The following is a 22,448-nucleotide window of genomic DNA, read 5'->3' on the forward strand; positions in this document are numbered from 1 at the left end:
TGGTTGGAGTCTCAACATGGACGTACGCAGTCCCCTGTATCAGAACATCGCCCTGATTGTTGCCGGCGTGCTGTTTCTCAACCCGATCGTTGCCACTGCCGCGCAATTGGCCGTGGACCAGGCCGCAGGCGGCAATACCGCCGTGACCCAGGCGCAGAACGGCGTGCCGATGGTCAACATCGCCACGCCCAACGGCAGCGGCTTGTCGCATAACAAATTCACCGACTACAACGTCGGCCAGCAGGGCCTGATCCTCAACAATGGCGATCAGGCCCTGAGCAAGACTCAGCTGGGCGGTTACGTGGTTGGTAACCCCAACCTGAAGAACGGCGCCGCCGGGCTGATTCTCAACGAAGTCACCGGTGGCAACGCCAGCCAGCTCAAGGGCTACACGGAAGTAGCCGGGCGCTCGGCTGCGGTCATCGTCGCCAACCCGCACGGCATCACCTGCGATGGCTGCGGTTTCATCAACACCCCGCGCGTCACCCTCAGCACCGGCACCCCGGTGATCGAGAACGGCCGCCTGCAGCGTTTCGACGTCGATGGCGGGCAAATCTCCATCGAAGGCCAAGGCCTCAACGCCGGCAATGTCGACCAGTTCGACCTGATCACCCGCAGCGCACAGATCAACGCCGAGCTGCACGCGAAAAAACTCAACATCATCACCGGTCGCAACGAAGTGGATGCCAGCACCTTGGCCGCAACCGCCAAGGCTGACGATGGCTCGGACAAGCCGATGCTGGCCATCGACAGCTCGGCGCTTGGCGGCATGTACGCCGGCGCCATTCGCCTGGTCGGCACCGAGCAGGGTGTGGGCGTGAAACTGGCCGGTGACATGGCGGCCAGCGCCGGGGATATCCAGATCGATGCCAATGGCAAGTTGAGCATGAGCCGTGTGGCGGCCAGTGGTGACGTTGCTCTCAAGGCCAGCACCATCGACCTAAACGCTGACACCTACGCAGGTCGTAACGCCACTATCGAAGCGCAGCAGGTCGAAGTGCGGGAAAGCCTCGCCGCTGGCCAGCGCTTGGCCGTGCAGGCGGAGCAACTGAACAACGCTGGCATTATCGAGGCCGGTGTGGCTGCCAATGGCAGCGTCAGCAGCGCGGGCCATCTGCAGCTCGACGGCGGCAAGGTACGTAACGCCGGGCAGATGACCAGCCATGGCAGCATGGCGACCGACCTGCAAACACTGGACAACCAGGGCGGTAAGATCGCCAGCGCAGGCAGTGCTACGCTCAAGGCTGAACAGCTCGACAACCGCGAAGGTGAGATCCTCGCCCAGGGCAACCTGACACTTGACGCTGAGAAACTGGACAACCGCGCCGGCAGCGCGTTGGCTGGTCAGGCCTTGACCATCGAGGCCGAGGCTGTCGACAACGCAGCCGGCACTCTGGCAGCGGGTGGCAGCATTCAGGCCGAGGTGAGCGGGCGCCTCGACAACACCGCAGGCCTTATCGAAGCCGGTGGCCAGGTGAACCTGCAGGCGGGCGCGCTGGATAACCGTAGCGGCCAGCTTCGCGCTCTTGGGAGTGCTGGCGAGAGTCGTCTCGCGGTCGATGAACAGTTGAACAACCAGGCTGGCCAGATCGAAATCGGCAGTGCCAGCCTGGCAGTCGAGTCCGGCAGCCTGCTCAACAAGGACGGCCTGATTCGGCATGTCGGCGCGCAAAAACTGGACATGAGCCTGGAGCAACTGGGCCAGGCCGGTGGCCGCATCCAGACCAATGCACAGCTTGATCTGCAAGCCGACAGCTGGACCAACACCACCGAACTGCAGGCCGGGCGCATCTCGCTCGATATTGCAGATCTCACGCAAACGGCAGGTGCCGCCTTGCTGTCACGTGACAGCATCGAGGCCAAGGGCGGTACCTGGCGTAACGACGGGCGCATCGAAACCGACGGTAGCCTCAGCCTGGAGTTGGAAGATGCTTACGCAGGCGATGGCACTCTCATCGCTCAGGGCGACCTGAATGTCAGCGCCACTGCAGCCGAGTTGGGTGTCAATGCCAAGTGGCTCGCTGGTGGCTCGTCGAAACTGAGCGTATTGGGTGATCTGGTCAGTCGTGGCCAGATGACGGCGGGTACCTGGCTGCAGCTCGCTGCGCAGAATCTGCGCAACAGCGGCACCATCGGTGCAGCAGGCCAAATGTCGCTGCAGGCGGCGGATATTCGCAACGAAGACGGCTTCCTGTTCAGCGGCGCCTCCATGCTGCTGGTGGCGGACCGCTTCACCAACCAGCGCGGTGACCTCTACAGCGTAGGTGACCTGCAGTTCGTCGCCAATGAACAGGGCGATGCCCCCGAGCTGTTCGCCAACCTGTCCGGCGTGGTGGAAAGCGAAGGCAACATCACGATTAGCGCGAAGCAAATCACCAATGCCCATGAAGTCGAGAACCTGATTGTCAGCCGCAAGATCGCGGCGCTGTTCTACAGCCCGGATTGCACAGACTGCAGTGGCGACAAGGAAAACGTGCGCTACCGCCTGCGTCAGATCGACCGTACCGAAGCCACCAGCGATGTGCGCACCGCTTCGCTGCTGGCTGGTGGTGATCTCACTCTAAGCGGCCAGGACATCAGTAACCGCTACAGTATGTTGGCGGCCAACGGTGCTGTACGTATTACTGGCGACACCTTCACCAGCGTGGGCGCCGAGACCGGCGAGTACGTTTCCGAAGGTCGTGCCACCAGTGAGCGTGAGAAATCCCAGGGGTGGATTCACGACAACGTGAGGTGGTTCAACTCACGTAACTGGCCGACTGGTAGTGCCACTATCGAGTCCGATCTCAACAGCATCCTGAGAAACACCCTCAAGGGCAGTTTCGAGCATTTCGGCACCACCTACACACCGGATGCAGTGCAGAGCTATGCGGCCATCGTGCAGGCCGGCGGCGATGTCACTATCGATGCCACAGAAATCGGCAATGCCAGCATTCGCCCGTCGTTCAGCTTCGTGAATGGCGGTACGCGGGTGGATACCGGAGCACCGGGTAGCGACATCGCCACCTTCGTCACCCTCAATCCGCAACTGCCGCCCGATCTGCAGCAGAAAGCCGTTGACCCGCTGTCACTGCCAGGCTTCTCCCTGCCTGCCGGGCAGAATGGGCTGTTCAGCCTGAATACCAACCCGGGCCACCGCTACCTGATCGAAACCAACCCGGCCTTCGCCAACCTGGGCAACTTCCTCAACTCCGACTACATGCTCGGCCTGCTAGGCTTCGACCCGGACGAGATGCAGCGCCGCCTGGGCGATGGCTTCTACGAGCAGCGCCTGGTGCGCGAAGCGGTGCGTGCGCGTACCGGCCAGCGCTACCTGGCAGGGCTGACCAGTGACGAAGCGCAGTTCAAGTACCTGATGGACAACGCCCTCGCCAGCAAAGAGGCCTTGAATCTCAGCGTGGGCATCGCCTTGAGTGCTGAGCAGGTCGCCGCCCTGACTCACGACATCGTGTGGATGGAAGAGCGCGAAGTGCAGGGGCAGAAGGTTCTGGCTCCGGTGGTCTATCTGGCCCAGGCCGAAGGCCGTCTGGCCCCAAGCGGCGCGCTGATCCAGGGGCGCGACGTGGCGCTGATCTCAGGTAGTGACCTGAGCAACAGCGGCACCTTGCGTGCCACCCAAAACCTGACTGTGACTGCTCAGCAGAGCATCGCCAATAGTGGGCTGATGCATGCGGACGAGCGCCTGTCGCTGTTGGCCGGCGACAGCATCCGCAACACCCAGGGCGGTATCCTCAAAGGCCAGGACGTCAGCCTGGTCGCGGTGACCGGCGATATGGTCAACGAGCGCACCGTCAGTACTCACCACAGCACCACGCGCCATACCGACCGCCAGCAGAGCTTCGTCGACAGCGCGGCGCGCATCGAAGCAGGCAATGAGCTGCTGGTCAGTGCTGGCAACGATATCCGCAATATTGGCGGTGCCATCAGCGCAGGCGCTGACGCCACTCTGCAGGCGGGCAACGACCTGATCCTCGCCTCGGCCGAGGCCGAGAACCGGCAGAACAAGTGGGACCGCAAAGGCCACTCCTACCAGACCGACATCACCCAGTACGGCAGCGATGTCCAGGTGGGGGGCGACCTGACGGCTGTTGCTGCTCGTGACTTGCTGGTGGTCGGTAGCACCGTCAAGGCCGGTGGAAATATCGACCTTGGCGCTAGCGGCGATATGACCATCGCTTCGGCGGCGAACGAGAGCAGCTCCGATTACTACCGTAAGAGTGGCGGCAAGAAGGTCATCGCCCAGGAGCAGCGCGTCAAGCAGGTCGCGTCGGTCATTGAGGCCGGAGGCAATCTCGACATGCGCGCCGATGGCAATCTGCTGCTCTCCGCCAGCCAGCTCAAGGCGGGTAACGAAGCCTACCTGTATGCCGGGCAGCAACTGGCCCTGCTGGCGGCGCAGAACAGCGACTACTCGCTGTACGACAAGAAGAAAAAAGGCGGCTGGGGCAGCAAGGAAACCCAGCGCGACGAAGTCACCACCGTGCGCAACATCGGCAGTTCCATCACCACCGGCGGCAACCTCAGCCTGATCAGTGAAGGTGACCAGCTGTACCAGAAAGCACGCCTGGAAAGTGGCAATGATCTGATCCTCGACAGCGGCGGCGCGATTACCTTCGAAGCGGTCAAGGATCTGGATCAGGAGAGTCATGAGAAGAGTAGCAACAGCTGGGCCTGGACTTCAGCCAAGGGTAAAGGCAAGACCGATGAAACCCTGAAGCAGAGTGAGCTGATCGCCAAGGGTGATCTGGTGATCAAGGCCGTGGACGGCCTGAATATTGATATCAAAGAGGTCAATCAGCAGAGCGTCAGCCAGACCATCGACGCCATGGTCAAGGCCGACCCCGAACTGGCCTGGCTCAAGGAGATGGAGCAGCGCGGTGATGTCGATTGGCGGCAGGTGAAGGAGATACATGACTCCTTCAAGTACAGCCATTCGGGGTTGGGTGGGGCTGCGGCGATGATCATTGCCATTATTGTGGCCTATTTCACCGCGGGGGCCGGGGCTGCATTGACAGGGGCGACAAGCACCGCGGGTGTGGCTGCTTCAAATGTGGTGGTCTCCTCTATGGCCAGCAATGCCGCGATTAGCACCATCAACAACCGAGGGAACTTGGGGGCTGTTCTCAAGGATGTGACATCGGAGGATGCGCTGCGTAGCTATGTTGTATCGGGTGTTACCGCAGGCCTGACGGCCGGCGTATATGACAATTGGATGGGTACCGAGACCGGCGGCGCCTCTGCAGCGCTAGAAAATAGTGGCAACGTCGCTGTGAACGGTGGTCTTTCCAGTTTGGAAGGTATTGGTCGCTTTGCTGGTAACCAATTACTGCAGAACGGTACTTCGACCGTTCTTGATCGAGCTCTGGGTGGTGACAGCTCGTTCAGCGATGCCTTGCGCAGCAGCTTGGCCAGTACCTTTGCGGCAGCAGGGTTCAACTGGGTTGGCGATATCACTCAGCCAGGCGCCAAGCTGGAGCTGAAAGATGGCAGCCTCGCCAAGGCAGGCCTGCATGCTGTGATGGGCGGTCTGGCAGCAGAAGCCGCAGGCGGTGACTTCAAGACTGGGGCATTGGCGGCAGGGGTGAATGAGCTGCTGGTTGCTGAGTTGGATGCCCAGTACAAGAAAATGGGCATTGAGGACAGAAATGCGCTGCTGGTGATGAGCTCGCAGGTGGTTGGGGTGCTGGCGGCGGCTGCGCAGGGGGGGGATGAGAAAGCGCTGCAGGTTGGTTCGCAAGTGGCGGGGACGGCTACGCAATACAACCATTTGGATCACGGCGATGCGCAGTCCTTTGCAGATGCAATGGAGTCTTGCGGCCTCAGTGAGGCTTGCCAAAGGGATCTATGGCAGCAAGAAAAATATGCAGAGGAAAGTGCGTACAATGATTCATTTGTTGAGAGCGTAGCTGGAGGAACCCTAGCAAGAGACAAGATGGGTCAGGTTGCAGCAGGGTTGGAAGTCCTGTTGGCTATGAAATGCTCTACACCTACCTGTGAGGGGTATAAGCTAGATCTTATTGAAAGCGCGCTGAAAAACTATGCAACGTTAAGTGAGATAGCTGGTGAGTGGTCACCCACGTTTGAACGTCTTGGGCTACTCTCTGGGGCGGGACGTGCTACTGGTGAGCAAGGATTGCGGCCTCGCCCGGCAGGTACCCCACTTTCTGTAGGTGCAGCTCAGGTTGAAAAGGCCGTTGCATACTTTGCTAGTGTTAAAGGTGGTCCAAAAGCAACAGGGAATGCTGCTCCGAAGATCACCATCAGAGAGCATTACGATCATCACCTGAATATGGTGGATGACGTTAAGGATCAGTTAACTGCGCAAGGCTATAGCGTAAGCCCAAGAGAAGTTTCTTTTGGTAGCTCCTGTGGAGTCGGACGTTGCAGGCCAGATATTGTTGCGAAAGCCCCGGATGGCACCGTAAAAATTATTGAAATTAAGACTGGCGATGCAGGCCTAAGTGTTCGGCAGTCAGAGATATTCCCCCAAATCCGAGATGGCAGCTCTATTCCTCGGGGCGATGTTGCGAGAGAGTTTGGGCTGATTCCCGGAAAACCGCTTAAAGAACAAGGTTATCCCAATGGCATCCCCATTGAGGAATTGCATTTTCCAGGGGCCAAGAAATGACAGAGGTAGAGGCTATTTCCATCCTTGAAAATCACGGTTGGATCTGTGGGGTCGATGAGGCAGGGGATCGTTCTTGCTCCATGGATCTTGGCGATAAGGTTGTTCGAATATTTCCAACAATCGGGAAGCGATCAGATCACTTTAGGGTAACTTTCATGCCATCCATATCCTCTAGAAAATTCTCGGCGGTGGTTTCGTCTATTTTGGGTGAAGATGTGAAGTATGACCCGGTGATTGTTAGCAATGAAATTCCGGAAAAGTTGGCAGGGTTCTCGGTTAGTGATGTGCTGAGGCTTTCGGAGAAAGCGATATCTTGGGCAAATGCTCAAAATCTGGAGGCAGGATTAGCTGCTTATAGAGATCTACCAACGGATGCTAAAGGTGCAATGCCACTCCGTCATTTGGCGGCTTTAGCGATAGCTGGTGAAGTAAGTCGTCTTGGATTATATCGACAGAGCTTCGAAAAGGGTAAACGCCTAGGTTTTGTGCCCTATATAACTTCTGCAATGCTTGATAGGGCAATTTCGATAGCCCAGGAACACGCCACTTGAATGAAATATTCGGGGACAGACCACGAATATCTCCTGCTCTTTAAGAACATAAATGAAAAAAGGGGACAGATTTATTTTTCACCAGATCGACTAAGCTGAAGATCTCAATGGATAGAGGTCGCTATGCCAAGGATGGGGCGAATTGTATTGCCGAACTACCCACATCATGTGGTGCAGCGAGGGCATAACCGGCAGGTGGTGTTTGCCGCTGAACAGGATTATCAGCGTTACATTTCTGATCTGCGTGAGCTGAAAGATGTCTTCGGGGTCAAGGTCTACGCCTATTGCCTGATGACCAATCATGTTCACCTGCTACTGGCACCTGATGAAGCGATCTCCGGGCTGGGTCAGTTCATGAAAGCGTTGGCGGCGCGCGCCACGCGTTATCGGAACCGTTTAGAGGGACGAAGCGGTACTCTCTGGGAAAGTCGATACAAGTCCAGCGTGGTTGAGTCTGACACCTACTTGCTTGCCTGCTGTCGCTATATTGAGCTGAACCCGGTTCGAGCCCGTATGGTTGCTGAGGCGGGTGATTATCCTTGGTCGAGCTATCGGACGCGGGTAACGGATCAGTCGGACAGCGATTGGTTGGACATGGACCCTTGCTTCGTCGCACTTGGCGACACGCCTGAAAGGCGTCGTATCCGTTACATGGAATTCATGCGACAAGCCGTTCCATCAAGTGAGATTGATTTGATTCGTGCTGCGCTGCAGAGGGGGCAGCTAACGGGCAGTGCCCGTTTCGTGGATGAAATAGAAAGAATCCAAGGTGTGCGAGTTGAGTTACGAGGTCAAGGCAGGCCGAGGCGTAATTCCGAAAAATAAATCTGTCCCCTTTTTTCCGCAAGCGCAATCACAGAAGAGAATTGATGATCTCGCTGTGCAGTACAACACCAAATCAATTGAGTCGAAGGATTTTCAATTGAATTTGGGTGGTAAGGTATTGAAGACCGATCCTCAGGTTAGCAAGGGGGCGACGGTCTATATAGGGGCTACCACATCCGACGTGATGTCTTACTTTAGGCAGTTGGCTGGGGTTGAAAATATGCCTGTAGCTAAAGTCATCCCTGGGAAGGGGGCAATATATACAGCCAAAACTGACGCCGGAGCTCGAATAATCCTTCGAGACTTTTCCACGTCTTCGCAGCAGACAGGGGCTTCTTGGACGATAGATGTTATGGATAATTCCATTAATGGCGGAAGAATGGTGGGGATCAAGTTCAAATGATTGAAGGTCTCTATAATTCGGTGTTGCGAAGCGCATTTGGGCTATCAATGGGCGTTATATGGCAGCATGTGGCGGTTGAGCTTCTTGGTTCATCTGTTGATTACGCGCGCCGAGTCAATCTGTTTTTCTCTCTGATGGAGCGTTTGATGTTGGAGGGGGATGTAAGACTTGCGCATGATGGCCTTTTCCTTGTTGGTACTATCCAAGATCAGTTAAGCGTGCTTAAGGAAGCGTGGCCTGAAGAGCCCAGCGAAGACGATCTTGATGGCTTCGGACTTTGGTTTATCACAGAGGCGCCTGCTGGGGTTGTATGGATAGACTCGGATGGGAAGGAGTTTTGGACGTAGTTTGTAAGTTTAGGTTGGGCCAAAAGCAACTGGCGAAGCTGTTTCCATTGGCGGCAAGACTTGCGTCTACAGCTGCTTAGTTGAAACAATAGGGGACAGACCACGATTAATTTCTCCGTAAATCGTGGTCTGTCCCCTATTATTACAAAACGGATTCGGTCTCGGATCTTCCATTTCTTTTAGGCGGTAACGCTCAATATTCGGATGATCCAGTGGCGCGTAAGCTGGGTGCGATATTTACATTGGCTAAGCTCTTCGATAGTACAGAAAGTCCGTACGGTAGTTACAGTTGTGTGACTTGTCCATCATCGGCTCCGGGTAGCGTTGATGCACAAGCTCGTGACATAGTAATTAAGCCGACGCTGATCGATAGTCAGGGCAATGCAAGGAGGCTGGAGTGAGTAGGTGGTTCTTGTTGATAGCCCTACTGATAGCGGTTTTAGCTGGTTGTGGCGGATACCAAGTCAAATATGGTGAGATTAAAACAAGCGGAAGCATTCTTTACCCTTTGTGCGAAAGAGCCAAACAACGCATCACGGATATGCAACGCATCAGTTTCGAATTGCCGCTATTGTTCAAGCAAGCGCCCTGTCGAAACTATCCGGACTATAGCTATACCTCTCGAACCGACAGCCTCAGCGTGACGATCCCTGGTGCTATCGCCAACGAATCGAAAATTTCCATTGGTGGTGTTTACTCCATGCTCTTTCGTGCAGGTCATGCACGCACAGAATATTATCTGCCACCTGAGGAGTTTTTTGAGGATTACAAAGAATACCTCAGTGAGCACAGTTCTATTTCCCGTTTGGTTACTGCAGGTTGGGTAGACTGGCAAGGTGGGCGCTGTGCGCGTTTTTACTCGGATAACGATACCGGTCTTTTCGTGCGCCGAGTGCTCGACTATTTCTGCTGGGAGTCTGTTAGCGGTTCGAGTTTCCCAATCCATATTGGTGCTAGCGAAAAATTACCACCAGGTCATGTGCCAGCCAACCTGGATAAGGAGTTAATCGAGCCAGTATTGGCGAGCTTACATATCAACCCTGTTCCAGAGCAGCGCTTAGCTCTGTGGGCCAGCTATCGTGCTGATTTTTGCAAGGGGCTGAAGGAGAGCTACGATAACAAGACAGCTATGCGCAGATTTCGCGACAATCTCAACCGTCAGCGCGCTATTCTTTTCTTGCGCGAGTGCGGTTATCAAATGCCAGACCCGGTCGGACCAAGAAGCTGGGCAGAGCTCTTAAGGCCCAATGGGCAATTGATTGGCAGGTCCGATGGAGAGCGAACATTACGTAAAGTAACTCATGCGCAGTTTGCAGAGCTAGAAGCTAAATTAATGTCCTTGCAACTCAAGCCTGGTAAGCGCCCCGACATTCGATCTTTTCGACTGTCAAGAGATGGTAATGTTCTGGTCGAAAACTACAGGGCTACAGGTCACTACGCTGGTGAGTGGTACAGTGTTCCACCCTATTACAACGAGCAGAACGGAGTCGGTATTCGTAATGATCCGGTATTGGGCAGAGTGATAGATGTGCACTTAATGGATTACCCCGCAGGATTGAGAATTGTAGGTGAGTAATGGGTGTCTCCTATTTTTCATGAGAAAAGCCCGCAACCCATTAAAAAGGGTTGCGGGCTCTGCACTTAGCCTGCCAGCTGCCCAGGCCCCTGGCCTCACAGAACGCCAGGGGTCAGAAGGGCATCAACACCAGGCGATTTCGTAGTAGTTGTAAACGCCGCCGATACGGCCCCAGCTAACGTGCAGGATGTCGCCGTAGCCATAGTTCAAGATGTTGGCGTCGAGGTGGTAGCCGAAAGCTTCCAGGCGGCCACCGCTGATCTGTTCCAGTTCTTCATCGTCGAGCGTACGAAAGTTTTCGTGTTCGATATTCATGGATTGAGTCCTCGTTTCAGTCGTTTTGTTCCTTCACCGGCAACCCTGTCACCGGCCCTTGGGGATCATGAGGAGCGATCACTCGGCGGGGCAATAGAACGGCTGAGCTAGTGTCCAGGTGCCAGCAAGGCGCTGGCGGGCCGGTAACTGCCAGGGTCGGTGGCACGAGAAACGGAGGATGGCGCGGCGCCCCTAGCGGATTTCTACCACCACCTTGCCCACCGCCTTGCGCTGGCCGAGTGCATCGATCGCCTCGCCGCCGCGCGCCAGCGGGAAGGTTTGCGATACCAGTGGTTTGAGTTTGCCTTCGGCGTGCCAGGCGAACAGTTGCTGGAAGTTGTCGGCGTTGTCCTGCGGTTGGCGCTGGGCGAATGAGCCCCAGAACACGCCGACCAGGGCGGCGCCCTTGAGCAGTGGCAGGTTGGCCGGCAGGGCCGGGATGCCGCCGCCAGCGGCGAAGCCCACCACCAGGAAACGGCCGTTCCAGGCGATGCTGCGGAAGGCTTCCTCGAACAGCGTGCCGCCCACCGGGTCGTAGATCACGTCCACGCCCTGGCCGCCGGTGAGTTTCTTCAACTCGTCCTTCAGGCTTTGCTCGCTGTAGTTGATCAGTTCGTCGGCGCCGGCGTTACGCGCCACTTCCAGCTTCTCGGCGCTGCTCGCGGCGGCAATCACTTTCGCGCCCATGGCCTTGCCGATTTCCACTGCGGCGAGGCCGACGCCGCCGGAGGCACCGAGCACCAGCAGGGTTTCCCCGGCTTGCAGGTTGGCGCGCTGCTTGAGGGCGTGCATCGAGGTGCCGTAGGTCATGCCGAAGGCGGCAGCGGTGGTCAGGTCCATGCTCTTGGGTACCGGCAGCACGTTGTAGGCCGGCACGGCGACCTCTTCGGCGAAGCCGCCCCAGCCGGTCAGCGCCATGACCCGGTCACCGGCGCGCAGGTGGCTGACCTTCTCGCCAACGGCCTTGACCACGCCCGCTACCTCGCCGCCCGGGGCGAAGGGGAAGGGCGGCTTGAACTGGTACTTGCCCTCGATGATCAGGGTGTCGGGGAAGTTGACCCCGGCGGCTTGCACCTCGATCAGCACTTCGTTCTTTTTCGGCTCGGGGCTTGGCAGGTCTTCCAGTACCAGGGTGTCGGCAGGGCCGAAGGCTTTGCACAGCAGGGCTTTCATCAGATGCGTTCCTCTTGCGGGGTGCCCTGCAGTGTAGAAAGCGCCTGCCGTGGGTCAACGAGCATGCCGATGCCTGATAGCCCGGCATAAGCGCTCGATGCCAGTCATTCAGGCGTCAGCAGGTGCGCACGGCGCACCCTGCCGAGGTGTTGGGCTTGGGTGCTGGCGCGTGGATGGCTATGCTAGACGCATCCCCGATGGAGTAGCGAACGTGAAACTGTTGACCGCCCTGTTGTTGAGCCTGTCGATCTGCCTGCCTGCCCTGGCCTCTTCGGAAAAGAAAGAAGAGGTGCCGACGACGATCTACTACAGCCTGACGCCTGCGCTGATCGGCAACCTGGCTGACCAGGGCAACCGTCTGAAGTTTTTCAAGGCCGACGTGGCCCTGCGCGTGACCGGCACCGAGGCCGAGGAGCAGGTCAAGCATCACGAGCCGCTGATCCGTCATCAGTTGGTGCTGCTGTTCTCGGCGCAGACCAGCGAAACCATCAATGCCCCCGACGGCCGCGAGAACCTGCGCCAGCAGGCGCTCAAGCAGGTGCAGGATGCGATCAACGGGGAAGAAGGCAAGCCAGTGGTCGAGGACCTGCTGTTCAACAACCTGATCATTCAGTGAACGGGGGCGCAGTCAGTTAAGCATCGACGCTGCGAATGCGTAGGCGCAGCGCCCCGCCGCGAACCAGGGCGATGCGCAATTGAACAGCTTCGCCACCGGGCGGGGCTCCTGCGAAAAGCCGCTTTTCGCGGCTGAAGCGGTTCTGGTTCTGTCAGGCCATTTGCGCCAGGGTCTTGCGAAAGCGGGTCAGCGCGGCGAGGAAGAACAGCGTGCCGATGCCGACGATGGCCAGCAGGTTCGGCCAGACGATGGACGGCCCCGCGCCGCGATAGAGGATGGCCTGGGCCAGGGCGACGAAGTGGGTGGTCGGCGCAGCCAGCATGATCTGCTGCACCAGTTCGGGCATGCTCTCGCGCGGTGTGGTGCCGCCGGAAAGAATCTGCAGCGGCAGCAGCACGAGGATGATCAGCAGGCCCAGCTGCGGCATCGAGCGTGCCACGGTGCCGAAGAAGATGCCCATCGAGGTGGTGGCGAACAGGTGCAGTGCGGCCCCGGCCAGAAACAGCGCGATGGAGCCCTCGATCGGCACCTGTAGCCAGCCCTGCACCACCAGCAGCAGTGATAGCGCCGCTGCCGTCAGCACCACCAGGCCCATCGACCAGACCTTGGCCAGCATGATTTCCAGCGGCGTGACCGGCATCACCAGCAGGTGTTCGACGGTGCCGTGTTCGCGCTCGCGGATCAGCGCGGCGCCAGTGAGGATGATCGAGAGCATGGTGATCTGGTTGATCACCTCCATTACTGAGCCGAACCAGGCGCGCGTCAGGTTCGGGTTGAACTGCACGCGTAGCGCCAGCTCGGTCGGCTGCTGCAGTTCGCCCCGGTAGCGGCGGACGAATTCGGTGACTTCGCTGTTGCCAATGCTTTGGATGTAGCCGGCGCCGGTGAAGGCCATGCTGACCTGGGTGGCATCGACATTGAGCTGGATCGCCGGGCTGCGGCCGGCCAGCACGTCGCGCTGGAAGTTCGGCGGGATGTTCAGGGTGAAGGTGTAGCGGCCGGAGTCCATGCCGCGATCCATCTGGTTCAGGTCGATACGTGCGGGCGTACGGAAGTAGGGTGGCTGGAAGGCCTGGATCAGTCGTTCGGAGAGCTGCGACTGGTCTTCGTCGACCACGGCGATGGCGGCGTTGTGCAGGCTCTCCGGCATGCTGGTGGCGGCCGAATAGACGCCCATGCTGAAGGCCCAGAGAATCAGGATCACCAGCGCCAGGTCGTGCTGCAGACTGCGCAGTTCCTTGATGCCGAGGTGGAAGATATTGGCCAGGCGCTCCATCAGGCCTCCTGTTTGCGCAGCAGGCTGGCGCTGAGCAGGGTCAATAGCGGTACGGTCAGCGCCAGGGCGAAGAAGTAGCCGGCCAGGTCACGCAGTTCCAGCGCCTTGGAGAACAGGCCACGGCTGATTACCAGGAACTGCGAGGTCGGGTAGAGCTGGCCGACCAGGGCGCCGAAACCCTCCAGTGAGGCCACCGGATAGATCAGCCCGGAGAACTGGATGGCGGGCAGCAGGGTGGCGATGGCAGTGCCGAACACGGCGGCGATCTGGCTCTTGGTGAAGGTCGACATGAGCAGGCCGAGGCCGGTGGAGCAGGCAAGATAAAGCAGAGCGCCGGCCAGCAGGGTCAGTGGGTTGCCCTTGAGCGGTACGTCGAACACGGTGATTGCCAGCAGCACCAGGAGGATGAAGTTGAACAGGCCGAGGGCGATGTAGGGCAGTTGCTTGCCGATCAGAAACTCCAGGCGGGTGACCGGGGTGACGTAGAGGTTGATGATCGAGCCCAGTTCCTTCTCGCGCACCACACCGAGGGCCGTGAGCATCGCCGGGATCAGCATCAGCAGCAGCGGAATCACTGCCGGGACCATAGCCTTGAGGCTCTCCACGTCCGGGTTGTAGCGATAGCGCACTTCCAGCTCGGCGGCACTGGCAGCTTGCTGTTGTGGCGAGCGCCGGGCCAGCTCGGCCAGGTAGTGCTGGTGCAGGCCGGTGACGTAGCCATTGATGGTTTCGGCGCGGGTCGGCATGGCGCCATCGATCCACATGCCGATTTGCGGGTTGTCGCCACGCTTGAGGTCTCGGCCGAAGTTCGGCGGAATCTCCACCGCCAGGCTGATGTCGCCGTTGCGCAGGCGGCGCTCCAGCTCGTCGTAGTCGCGCAGTGGCGCCTTTTCCAGAAAGTAGCGCGAGCCGGAAAGGTTGAGGTGGTATTCCTGGCTGGTAGTGGTCTGGTCGCGGTCGAGTACGGCGAAGGTCAGGTCCTCCACGTCGAGGCTGATGCCGTAGCCGATGATGAACAGCAGCAACACGGTGCCGAGCAGCGCCATACCACCACGGATCGGATCGCGGCGCAGCTCCAGCGCCTCGCGACGGGCGTAGCTGAACAGGCGGCGCAGGCTGAAGTGCTGGTGCTGCGGCGCTGGCGTCTGCTGCAGGGGCGGCGCCTCACTCAGCGGCTGCTCGCCGACGGCTTCCTGCAGGTAGGCGATGAAGGTGGCCTCCAGGCTGCTCAGCCCGCGCTTGTCCATCAACCCCTGCGGCGTGTCGCTGTCGAGCACCTTGCCGGCGTGCATCAGCGAGATGCGGTCGCAGCGCTGCGCCTCGTTCATGAAGTGGGTGGAGATGAAGATGGTCACGCCGTCCTGGCGCGACAGGTCGAGCATCAGTTGCCAGAAGCCGTCGCGGGCGACTGGATCGACCCCCGAGGTCGGCTCATCGAGGATCAGGATCTCCGGCTTGTGGATCACCGCGACAGCCAGCGACAGGCGCTGGCGGATGCCCAGCGGCAGGCGCTCGGGGAGCATGTCCATGACCTCGCCAAGGTCGAAGCGCGCAGCCATCTGCGCCACCCGTTGCTCGATCTCGTCGCTGGGTACGTGGAACAGCTGGGCGTGCAGCACCAGGTTCTGCCGCACCGTCAGCTCGCCATACAGGGAGAACGCCTGGGACATGTAGCCGACCCGCTTGCGCGTGGCCATGTCGCGCGGGTCGACCGTCTGGCCGAACAGCAGTGCCTCGCCCTCGCTGGCCGGCAGCAGGCCGGTGAGCATCTTCATGGTGGTGCTCTTGCCGCAGCCGTTGGATCCGAGGAAGCCGAAGATTTCGCCACGGCGAATGCGGAACGAAACCGAATCGACAGCGACGAAATCGCCGAAGCGCATGGTCAGGCCCTTGGCCTCGATGGCGACTTCGTGGCTGCCTTGCAGCGGCGGTATGCGCACCTGCTGGTGGCCGCGCCGGCGTTCTTCGGGCAGCAGGGCGATAAAGGCTTGTTCCAGGCTGGTGCAGGCGGTGCGTTCGCGCAGTTCGGCGGGGCTACCCTCGGCCAGCACGCGTCCGGCATCCATTGCCACCAGATGGTCGAAGCGTTCGGCCTCTTCCATGTAGGCGGTGGCCACCAGCACGCTCATCTGCGGACGCTGCGTGCGGATGCGAGCGATCAGCTCCCAGAACTGGTTGCGTGACAGCGGGTCGACGCCGGTGGTCGGCTCATCGAGGATCAGCAGGTCAGGGTCGTGGATCAATGCGCAGCACAGCCCGAGCTTCTGCTTCATGCCGCCGGACAGCTTGCCGGCCGGGCGCTCGCGGAAGGCCGTCATGCCGGTGCTGTGCAGCAGGTCGGCGATGCGCTGCTCGCGTTCGGCGGCGTCCTGGCCGAACAGGCGACCGAAGAAATCGAGGTTCTCGAACACCGAGAGCGTCGGGTAGAGGTTCTTGCCCAGGCCTTGCGGCATATAGGCGATATGCGGGCAGACGTTGCGCCGGTGGCGCGCGTCGGCCATGTCGCCGCCGAGCACCTCGACGCTGCCGCTCTGGATCTGGCGCGCACCGGCGATCAGCGCCAGCAGGCTGGACTTGCCGACGCCGTCCGGGCCGATCAGGCCGACCATGCGTTGCGCCGGCAGGCTCAGGTCGATCTGCTGCAGGGCGTGGGTTTCGCCGTAGCGCAGGCCGACGCCAGCCAGGCGCGCGACCGCCGCGTTCATTGCGGAACCTTGATCGCCAGGTGCTCAGGCCATTCGGCGTCGGGGTCGAGGCGCAGGTAGGCCATGCCGGGCACGCCGGTCTTCACCTGCTGCAGGTGCTTGGTAAGCAGCTCCGGGTCGAGACGCGCCTTGACCCGGAACATCAGTTTTTCGCGCTCGCTGGCGGTTTCCACGGTCTTCGGCGTGAACTGGGCGACGCTGGCGACATAGCTGACCTTGGCCGGAATCACGTACTGCGGCGCGGCATCGATCACCAGGCGCACCTCGCTGCCCAGAGCGACGCGGCCAGCCTGGCGCTCGGGCAGGAAGAAGGTCATGTAGACGTCGGTCAAGTCCACCAGGTTGAGCAGCTTGCCGCCGGCGCCGAGCACTTCACCCGGTTGCGTCACGCGGTATTGCACGCGGCCGGCGCGCGGCGCCTTGAGCTGGCTGTCGTCGATGTCCACTTGCAGACGTTCGACGCTGGCCTGGGCCGCTTCGGTGGCTGATTGCGCTTCGATGGCTTGCGACTGGGCGGCGGCGATGCCAGCCTCGGCCGAGCTGACCTGAGCCTGGGCGGCGGCCAGCGCGGCTTCGGCGCTCTGCAGACGGGCCAGGTCATCGTCCAGTTGCTGCTGCGCCAGGGCGTTACGTTTGACCAGGGTGGCGCTGCGCGCGTGGCGCTTGCGCGCAGCATCCAGCTCGGCCTGGCGCTGACGCACCACGGCTTCGGCAGTGCGCTTCTCGCTCTCGCGCAGGCTGATCTGGCTGGCGGCCGTTACCTGGCCATTCTGCGCCTGGCGCAACTGCGCGCGGGCTTGGGCCAACTGCGCTTCGAGTACCAGGGTGTCCATGCGCGCAATGACCTGTCCGGGCTGGACGAAGTCGCCCTCGTCGACATCGATGCTGGCGATACGTCCGGCCAGTTTGGTTGCCACGTCCACCTCGGTGGCTTCGATGCGTCCGTTGCCGCTGGCGAAACCCTCGGGCAAGCCACTTGGGCGCAGTTGCCACCAGGCGAGGGCCGCCACCGCGGCCAGGCCGATGACGATCAGGTAAGGGAGGCGGCGTCGTGCATCGTTCATCTCAGCATCCTTTCTGCGGGCCCTTGCTCAGGACCATGATTAGCAGACTTTCATTGTCTGCGCTGTGCCCGGTGCGTGGTTTGATACAGGTCAACCGTGAAAGGGAGACCACAGGCAGGTGCGGTTGCGGCCTTCGTGTTTGGCGCGATAGAGCGCCTGATCGCCGCGGGCGATAAGGTCGCCTGGCTGTTCGTCACGCACCGGGTCGAGCACCGCAAGGCCGATGCTCAGGCTCAGTCGTCCCAGCGCGTTGGCGGGGTGAGCGATTTCCAGCGCGGCGATGCCGGCGTGAATGCGCGCGGCGACGTGTTCACCCCCTTCGAGCCCGGTGTTGGCAAGGATAATGGCGAATTCCTCGCCACCGTAGCGGCAGGCTGCGTCGCCCTCGCGCTGCAGGCTGTCTTGCAACACGGCGCTGACCTTGCGCAGCGCATCGTCGCCGGCCAGGTGGCCGAGGGCATCGTTGTAGGTTTTGAAGTGGTCGATATCGAGCAACAACAGTGTCAGCGGTGCACCAATGCGCCTTAGGCGGCGCAGCTCGCCCTGCAGCTGCTGGTCGAAGTAGCGACGGTTGTACAGACCGGTCAGGCCGTCCTGTTGCGACAGGCGTTGCAGCCGGTCCTCCAGTTGCAGGCGCTCACTGTTGTCACGGGACACCGCGATCAGGTATTCGCGGCCATGCAGTTCAACCAGCTGGGTGTTGATTTCGGCGGGCTGGCGGCTACCGTCACGGCGAATCAGCTCGCACTGGAAGATCCGCGAAAGATTGTCGCGTTGGGCCTGGCGCGCCTGCTCCAGCCAGCGATGGAAGCCCGGCAGAAGCTTTTCCGGATCGTCGCGCAGCAAGTCTGCGAACTGTTCGGGCCGATAGCCCAGCGTGGCGTAGGTGGCCTGATTCATGTGCAGCAGCTCGCGGCTGCTGCTGTCGAAGATGAACAGGCCGTCATGGCTGGAGTCGGTCAGGTCGAGCACCAGCTGCAGGCGCTCGCGGTTCTCGCGCAGGCGTTGCTCGGTCTCCTCGCGGCGCTCGGCTTCCACCTTGTAGCGACGGTTGGCGAGCTGCAGGGCATGGGCGCGACGGCTGTTCTCCAGGGCCAGTGCCAACGCGGCGACCAATAACAGGCTGATCGCCAGGCTGGCGCCGAGCACGACACCCGGCAGCGGTGAATCGAGCTGCTCGAGCAAGCGTGCCGTGGGGCTCAGGCGCAGGCTGAAACCCTGGTTGTTGAGCAGGCTGAGGCCCAGCTGCAGGCTGTGTCGCTCATCGTCTTCAGCCTCGCCGTGACGGAACAGGACCTGGCCGTCTTCCAGCAGCTCGAGGTTGAAGGCATCGCGGTCGATCTGGGTCAGCAGTTGCAGCATCAGTGGTTCGACGCGAAACACTCCCTGGAGGAAGCCGTCGAAGACTTTTACGCCATCTTGCTCACGGTACAGCGGCGTGTAGAGCACGAAGCCGCGACCGCCCTGTACCAGGTCGAAGCTATTGGAGAAGCGCTGCTCGCCGGTGTCGCGTGCTTCCATGGCCAGGGGGTAGTTGGGGTGGCTGGGGAGCAGACGGAAGTTCAGTGCGGCCTCATTGCCGGCCACGGGAAGCAGCCAACGCATGCGCAGGTCGTCACCTACCCACTGGATCGACTGATAGGCAGGGAAGCCGCGTAGCGCGCGTTGCACTTCATCATCCCAGCTGGCACGCGGCAGTCGTCCCAGGTTGTTCCACAGGCGGGCGATGCGCTCGAGGCTTGCCACTTCCAGGTGCAGGGTGCCTTCCAGTTGGCGAGCCAGACTGCGCGCCTGGTAGCCGACGCGTTCATCCAGACGCTGCTGCTGGACACCTTCGATCTGACGCCAGAGCAATACACTGGCGCCGCTCAGTACCAACAGGAGGAATGCCAGCGCAAGTCGCGCTGGCCAGGCGGAGGATACCGGCATGGATAGCTCCCAAAGCTCTTATTGGGTGATAGCACAATGCCGGTTCTGGCTCAACGCATGGCCAGGATGGCCGTCCATTCTTTTTCGCCGACGGGCATTACCGAGAGTCGGCTGCCGCGCTGCACCAGTGCGAGATCGGCCAGCAGCGGGTTGTTCTTCAGGTGCGGCAGTGGCAGTACCTCGGCGAAGGCGTCGACGAACTCGACGTCCAGTGCGCTCCAGGGATTCTTCTCCGCGCTGGCTTTGGGGTCGTGGTAATGGCTCTGTGGGTCCAGTGCCGTCGGATCCGGGTAAGCCTCGCCGCTGATGCGGCCTATGCCGGCGATGCCCGGTTGCGGGCAGCTGGAGTGGTAGAAGAAGAACTGATCGCCTGGGCGCATCGTCCGCATAAAGTTACGCGCCTGGTAATTGCGAACGCCGTCCCAGCGCGCCTTGCCCAGACGCTGCAGGTCATGGATCGACAGTTCGTCGGGTTCGGACTTCATCAACCAATAAGGCATGAACTTTGCTCCTGCAGGTCTGTCCGTTGGCGGACGCTCGTTTGAGTGAAACTCTCCGACGGCCGGTTGGCGCCAGAAATTGCATGGTGCTCAGCGCTGACGGAAAATGCCCGGCTTAACGCTTGGCGACGTCGTATTGCATAAAAAATGACGCGTGACCAACGCGCGCAGTTGCCTTGAAGGGGGAGGCAATAGATGAAACGCAAGCCAGATCTTTTGTGGGTTCTCGTCGTACTGTTCAGTCTGGGCGTGGTTACCACGGGTTACACCCAGAGCCTTTGGGAGCGTCAGAGTGACGTTTCCATCAACGTCACGCAGCAGCCCTGATCAGCGGGCTGACAGCGAAAGCGCCGCAAGGATCGCGGTGCAACTCGCCCATTCAATACCATCGCTTGTCCGTCACCGTCGCCTGCAAGGGCACGTCCCAGCTGGCCATCGCCAGTTCATCCACTCGCTGACATTCATGCGCCAGCCCCAATAGCGTCGGCATGTGCCAATTTTTGCGCATGCGCAGGTAAGCCAGGCTGCGGTCATAGAAACCACCGCCCATACCCAGACGGCCACCGCGGTCATCGAAACCCACCAGCGGCAGCAGTACCAGATCCAATGCCCAGAGCTTGCGCTGGCGATTGGGCTGTGGACGCGGCTCGAGAATACGAAAGCGATTGCCCGCCAGTTTCTCGTGCCGGGTGACGCGCTGGAATACCATCTTGGTGCGTGGCCAGGCGCTGAGCACCGGCAGATAGGTGTGCTTGCCACGTTTCTGAGCGGCTGCCAGTAACGGACGTGGATCGATTTCGCCGTCGTTGGGCAGGTACAGGGCAACGTGTCTGGCTCGACGAAACTGCGGGCTTTGCGCCAGTTGGCGATAAAGGTTGCGTGCGGCAATGCGTTGCTGGCTACGGCTGAGCGCACGACGACGCTGGCGCAGCACGCGGCGCAGTTGCGGACGGCTGAGGGAAGCGGAAGTGGTCATTGGCAGAGGATGGTGCGAGGTGGGTAGCGGCGGCTACCAGGGGAAATGATGACTTCCCAGCGTGCCGCTGTCGGTTTAGCCCTTGAACCCGAAAGTTCAAGGTGGAGGTTACAGGAGGCGTTAAGGCTTTCCGTCAGGCGGACATGCACACCTGCCCCAACATGTAACCCCCGTGGTTGTGCGTATCGGCTCAGGGACATCCCCGACTGGCGCACACCCCAGGAAGTGGCGCCCAGTATACCCCAATAGGCGGATAGTTGGGCGGCCCGCGACGAACTGGCCGGCATGCGCGCTCAGGAAGCCGGGTCGTCGGTCAGGGCGCGATCGACACGATCCAGCAGATCACGCACCTGCTGGCGAGTGGAGCTGGCATCCTGATCCAGGCGTTGTTGTTTGTGCAGCAGGTCGTGGGTGATGTTCAGTGCCGCCATCACCGCTACGCGGTCGGCGCCGATCACCTTGCCGCTGGTGCGGATCTCACGCATTTTGCCGTCCAGATAGCGCGCGGCGCTCTCCAGGTTGGCGCGTTCGTCCTGGGGACAGGCGATGCAATATTCTTTGTCCAGTATCTGGACGGTCACGGTGTTCGACTGGGTCATGAGTCCTGCTCCAGGGCTTTGAGGCGCGAAATCATCGATTCGACCTTATGCCGGGCCATTTCGTTCTTTTCGATCAGATGGGCGCGCTCCTCGCGCCAGGCCTGTTCATTCGCCAGCAGGAGTCGGTTGTGAGCCTTGAGCTGCTCGACGCGCTGGATCAGCAGCTCCAGCTTGGCGGTCAATGCGTGCAGATCGGCGTCTTCCATGGGCTCTCGCTAAGGGAGTGAATGGCTGGACTATATAGGCCCGACCCGGGGGCGGGTCAAACCCAGATGGCAGTGGCGTGATGCGTACGACGTCATCAACGCCCCGGCGGACTCGGATGGTCTTGCCGCGTCTGCCGGTGCTAGGATACGAGGCCTCCATTCTAGAGATTGCGCCGTCTGGCGCCTAGCTATCTATCTATGTCGATGCCAAGTTCTCCCTACGCCGCCTTCGCCGCTCTGCTGAGCAGCGCCGGGCACTCCGTTTCCCCCGCCGAACTGCACGGCCTGCTGCTTGGGCGCAGTTGCGCCGGCGCCGGTTTCGAGCCGGACCCATGGCTGGTGGACGCCGCCGAGCTGCTCGGTGGTGCGCCGCAGGATAACGTGCGCCAGGCGCTGATCGGCCTGCAGGAGATGGTCAAGGGCGAGCTGTGCAGCGAGGACATCACCGTGGTCCTGCTGCTGCCTGATGACGAAACGCCGCTGGCGCAGCGTGCGGTTGCGCTGGGCCAATGGTGCCAGGGCTTTCTCGGTGGCTTCGGGCTGACCGCCCGCGATGGTGCGTTGAGCGCCGAGGCCATGGAAGTGCTGCAGGACCTTTCCGCCATCGCTCAGGTGCAGAGTGGTCTGGAGGAGTCCGAGGATGGCGAGAGCGATTACATGGAAGTGATGGAATATCTGCGCGTGGCGCCCCTGCTGTTGTTCACCGAGTGCGTGAAGCCTGCAGCACCTGCGGCCAAACCCTCCCTGCACTGATCTTCG

Annotated in this window: 19 protein-coding genes and 1 other RNA gene; 9 read left to right on the forward strand and 11 right to left on the reverse strand. The window is 60.5% G+C overall.

Features of this window, described 5'->3' with window-relative positions:
* Positions 1 to 16 precede the first annotated feature (16 nt).
* The 6 genes from ACJRW5_RS20125 (at position 17) to ACJRW5_RS20150 (ending at position 10,330) form a co-directional block, all read left to right on the forward strand.
* On the forward strand, positions 17 to 6,628 hold the full coding sequence (locus tag ACJRW5_RS20125) for a two-partner secretion domain-containing protein (RefSeq protein WP_484572263.1): 6,612 nt from the start codon (positions 17 to 19) through the stop codon (positions 6,626 to 6,628).
* A complete protein-coding gene (locus ACJRW5_RS20130) occupies positions 6,625 to 7,179 on the forward strand; it encodes a DUF6990 domain-containing protein (RefSeq protein WP_484572264.1) in 555 nt (184 codons plus the stop codon). The genes ACJRW5_RS20125 and ACJRW5_RS20130 overlap by 4 nt, the downstream gene beginning before the upstream one ends.
* Positions 7,180 to 7,302: 123 nt before the next feature.
* A complete protein-coding gene (locus ACJRW5_RS20135) occupies positions 7,303 to 8,004 on the forward strand; it encodes a transposase (protein WP_484572265.1) in 702 nt (233 codons plus the stop codon).
* Positions 7,958 to 8,407, forward strand: coding sequence for a hypothetical protein (locus ACJRW5_RS20140; protein ID WP_484572266.1), 450 nt, complete (start codon positions 7,958 to 7,960; stop codon positions 8,405 to 8,407). Before ACJRW5_RS20135 ends, ACJRW5_RS20140 begins: the two co-directional genes overlap by 47 nt.
* Positions 8,404 to 8,754, forward strand: a complete 351-nt coding sequence (locus ACJRW5_RS20145) for a DUF596 domain-containing protein (RefSeq protein WP_484572267.1) — start codon at positions 8,404 to 8,406, stop codon at positions 8,752 to 8,754. The genes ACJRW5_RS20140 and ACJRW5_RS20145 overlap by 4 nt, the downstream gene beginning before the upstream one ends.
* Positions 8,755 to 9,151: 397 nt before the next feature.
* Positions 9,152 to 10,330 (forward strand): hypothetical protein, encoded by a 1,179-nt coding sequence (locus ACJRW5_RS20150; protein WP_484572268.1) that lies wholly within the window; start codon positions 9,152 to 9,154, stop codon positions 10,328 to 10,330.
* 123 nt (positions 10,331 to 10,453) lie between these two features.
* Here ACJRW5_RS20150 and ACJRW5_RS20155 read toward each other — a convergent pair whose 3' ends face one another.
* Both ACJRW5_RS20155 and ACJRW5_RS20160 read right to left on the reverse strand, forming a co-directional pair.
* On the reverse strand, positions 10,454 to 10,645 hold the full coding sequence (locus ACJRW5_RS20155; RefSeq protein ID WP_484572269.1) for a ComC/BlpC family leader-containing pheromone/bacteriocin: 192 nt from the start codon (positions 10,643 to 10,645) through the stop codon (positions 10,454 to 10,456).
* A gap of 192 nt (positions 10,646 to 10,837) precedes the next feature.
* Positions 10,838 to 11,818 carry an NADPH:quinone oxidoreductase family protein gene (locus ACJRW5_RS20160; protein ID WP_484572270.1) on the reverse strand — a complete coding sequence of 327 codons (981 nt, stop codon included), beginning with the start codon at positions 11,816 to 11,818 and terminating at the stop codon, positions 10,838 to 10,840.
* Between the two features lie 211 nt (positions 11,819 to 12,029).
* On the opposite strand from ACJRW5_RS20160, the gene ACJRW5_RS20165 reads away from it, so the two are divergent.
* Positions 12,030 to 12,434: a flagellar basal body-associated protein FliL gene (locus tag ACJRW5_RS20165; protein ID WP_484572271.1), complete on the forward strand. Its 405-nt coding sequence runs from the start codon at positions 12,030 to 12,032 to the stop codon at positions 12,432 to 12,434.
* A gap of 151 nt (positions 12,435 to 12,585) precedes the next feature.
* Here ACJRW5_RS20165 and ACJRW5_RS20170 read toward each other — a convergent pair whose 3' ends face one another.
* From ACJRW5_RS20170 to ACJRW5_RS20190, 5 genes are all read right to left on the reverse strand, one after another.
* A complete protein-coding gene (locus tag ACJRW5_RS20170; RefSeq protein WP_484572272.1) occupies positions 12,586 to 13,710 on the reverse strand; it encodes an ABC transporter permease in 1,125 nt (374 codons plus the stop codon).
* Positions 13,710 to 16,415: a ribosome-associated ATPase/putative transporter RbbA gene (rbbA, locus tag ACJRW5_RS20175; protein WP_484572273.1), complete on the reverse strand. Its 2,706-nt coding sequence runs from the start codon at positions 16,413 to 16,415 to the stop codon at positions 13,710 to 13,712. The genes ACJRW5_RS20170 and rbbA overlap by 1 nt, the downstream gene beginning before the upstream one ends.
* Positions 16,412 to 17,479 (reverse strand): HlyD family secretion protein, encoded by a 1,068-nt coding sequence (locus tag ACJRW5_RS20180; RefSeq protein WP_484572274.1) that lies wholly within the window; start codon positions 17,477 to 17,479, stop codon positions 16,412 to 16,414. The genes rbbA and ACJRW5_RS20180 overlap by 4 nt, the downstream gene beginning before the upstream one ends.
* A 90-nt stretch (positions 17,480 to 17,569) precedes the next feature.
* The gene (locus ACJRW5_RS20185) at positions 17,570 to 19,408 is read right to left on the reverse strand and encodes a sensor domain-containing diguanylate cyclase (RefSeq protein ID WP_484572275.1); all 1,839 of its coding nucleotides are present in this window, start codon (positions 19,406 to 19,408) and stop codon (positions 17,570 to 17,572) included.
* 50 nt (positions 19,409 to 19,458) lie between these two features.
* On the reverse strand, positions 19,459 to 19,908 hold the full coding sequence (locus tag ACJRW5_RS20190; RefSeq protein WP_484572276.1) for an EVE domain-containing protein: 450 nt from the start codon (positions 19,906 to 19,908) through the stop codon (positions 19,459 to 19,461).
* A 195-nt stretch (positions 19,909 to 20,103) separates the two neighbouring features.
* Between ACJRW5_RS20190 and ACJRW5_RS20195 the strand changes: the two genes are divergently transcribed.
* Complete coding sequence (locus ACJRW5_RS20195; protein ID WP_484572277.1) at positions 20,104 to 20,235, forward strand: hypothetical protein; 132 nt, start codon at positions 20,104 to 20,106, stop codon at positions 20,233 to 20,235.
* A 52-nt stretch (positions 20,236 to 20,287) separates the two neighbouring features.
* Here the strand turns inward: ACJRW5_RS20195 and ACJRW5_RS20200 are convergent, their stop codons facing one another.
* The 4 genes from ACJRW5_RS20200 to ACJRW5_RS20215 form a co-directional block, all read right to left on the reverse strand.
* Positions 20,288 to 20,884 carry a 5-formyltetrahydrofolate cyclo-ligase gene (locus ACJRW5_RS20200; protein WP_484572278.1) on the reverse strand — a complete coding sequence of 199 codons (597 nt, stop codon included), beginning with the start codon at positions 20,882 to 20,884 and terminating at the stop codon, positions 20,288 to 20,290.
* A 49-nt stretch (positions 20,885 to 20,933) separates the two neighbouring features.
* Positions 20,934 to 21,112, reverse strand: a non-coding RNA gene (ssrS, locus tag ACJRW5_RS20205) — 6S RNA.
* Positions 21,113 to 21,177: 65 nt separating this feature from the next.
* Positions 21,178 to 21,483, reverse strand: coding sequence for a cell division protein ZapA (locus ACJRW5_RS20210; protein ID WP_484572279.1), 306 nt, complete (start codon positions 21,481 to 21,483; stop codon positions 21,178 to 21,180).
* Complete coding sequence (locus tag ACJRW5_RS20215; protein WP_003458652.1) at positions 21,480 to 21,689, reverse strand: TIGR02449 family protein; 210 nt, start codon at positions 21,687 to 21,689, stop codon at positions 21,480 to 21,482. The genes ACJRW5_RS20210 and ACJRW5_RS20215 overlap by 4 nt, the downstream gene beginning before the upstream one ends.
* Positions 21,690 to 21,887: 198 nt before the next feature.
* Here ACJRW5_RS20215 and ACJRW5_RS20220 point away from each other — a divergent pair, with 198 nt between their 5' ends.
* The gene (locus tag ACJRW5_RS20220) at positions 21,888 to 22,442 is read left to right on the forward strand and encodes a YecA/YgfB family protein (RefSeq protein ID WP_484572280.1); all 555 of its coding nucleotides are present in this window, start codon (positions 21,888 to 21,890) and stop codon (positions 22,440 to 22,442) included.
* The last annotated feature ends 6 nt before the right edge of the window (positions 22,443 to 22,448 follow it).

It is taken from the genome of Pseudomonas pichavaramensis (genome assembly GCF_050473265.1).
Lineage (GTDB): Bacteria > Pseudomonadota > Gammaproteobacteria > Pseudomonadales > Pseudomonadaceae > Aquipseudomonas.

Excerpts from the sequence above, each read along its gene's own strand:
- ACJRW5_RS20155 (WP_484572269.1), bottom strand. The coding sequence starts at position 10,645 with ATGAATATCGAACACGAAAACTTTCGTACGCTCGACGATGAAGAACTG.
- ACJRW5_RS20190 (WP_484572276.1), bottom strand. The coding sequence starts at position 19,908 with ATGCCTTATTGGTTGATGAAGTCCGAACCCGACGAACTGTCGATCCAT.
- rbbA (WP_484572273.1), bottom strand. The coding sequence starts at position 16,415 with ATGAACGCGGCGGTCGCGCGCCTGGCTGGCGTCGGCCTGCGCTACGGC.
- ACJRW5_RS20145 (WP_484572267.1), top strand. The coding sequence starts at position 8,404 with ATGATTGAAGGTCTCTATAATTCGGTGTTGCGAAGCGCATTTGGGCTA.
- ACJRW5_RS20125 (WP_484572263.1), top strand. The coding sequence starts at position 17 with ATGGACGTACGCAGTCCCCTGTATCAGAACATCGCCCTGATTGTTGCC.
- ACJRW5_RS20185 (WP_484572275.1), bottom strand. The coding sequence starts at position 19,408 with ATGCCGGTATCCTCCGCCTGGCCAGCGCGACTTGCGCTGGCATTCCTC.
- ACJRW5_RS20215 (WP_003458652.1), bottom strand. The coding sequence starts at position 21,689 with ATGGAAGACGCCGATCTGCACGCATTGACCGCCAAGCTGGAGCTGCTG.
- ACJRW5_RS20160 (WP_484572270.1), bottom strand. The coding sequence starts at position 11,818 with ATGAAAGCCCTGCTGTGCAAAGCCTTCGGCCCTGCCGACACCCTGGTA.
- ACJRW5_RS20135 (WP_484572265.1), top strand. The coding sequence starts at position 7,303 with ATGCCAAGGATGGGGCGAATTGTATTGCCGAACTACCCACATCATGTG.
- ACJRW5_RS20130 (WP_484572264.1), top strand. The coding sequence starts at position 6,625 with ATGACAGAGGTAGAGGCTATTTCCATCCTTGAAAATCACGGTTGGATC.
- ACJRW5_RS20210 (WP_484572279.1), bottom strand. The coding sequence starts at position 21,483 with ATGACCCAGTCGAACACCGTGACCGTCCAGATACTGGACAAAGAATAT.
- ACJRW5_RS20220 (WP_484572280.1), top strand. The coding sequence starts at position 21,888 with ATGTCGATGCCAAGTTCTCCCTACGCCGCCTTCGCCGCTCTGCTGAGC.
- ACJRW5_RS20170 (WP_484572272.1), bottom strand. The coding sequence starts at position 13,710 with ATGGAGCGCCTGGCCAATATCTTCCACCTCGGCATCAAGGAACTGCGC.
- ACJRW5_RS20195 (WP_484572277.1), top strand. The coding sequence starts at position 20,104 with ATGAAACGCAAGCCAGATCTTTTGTGGGTTCTCGTCGTACTGTTCAGT.
- ACJRW5_RS20200 (WP_484572278.1), bottom strand. The coding sequence starts at position 20,884 with ATGACCACTTCCGCTTCCCTCAGCCGTCCGCAACTGCGCCGCGTGCTG.
- ACJRW5_RS20180 (WP_484572274.1), bottom strand. The coding sequence starts at position 17,479 with ATGAACGATGCACGACGCCGCCTCCCTTACCTGATCGTCATCGGCCTG.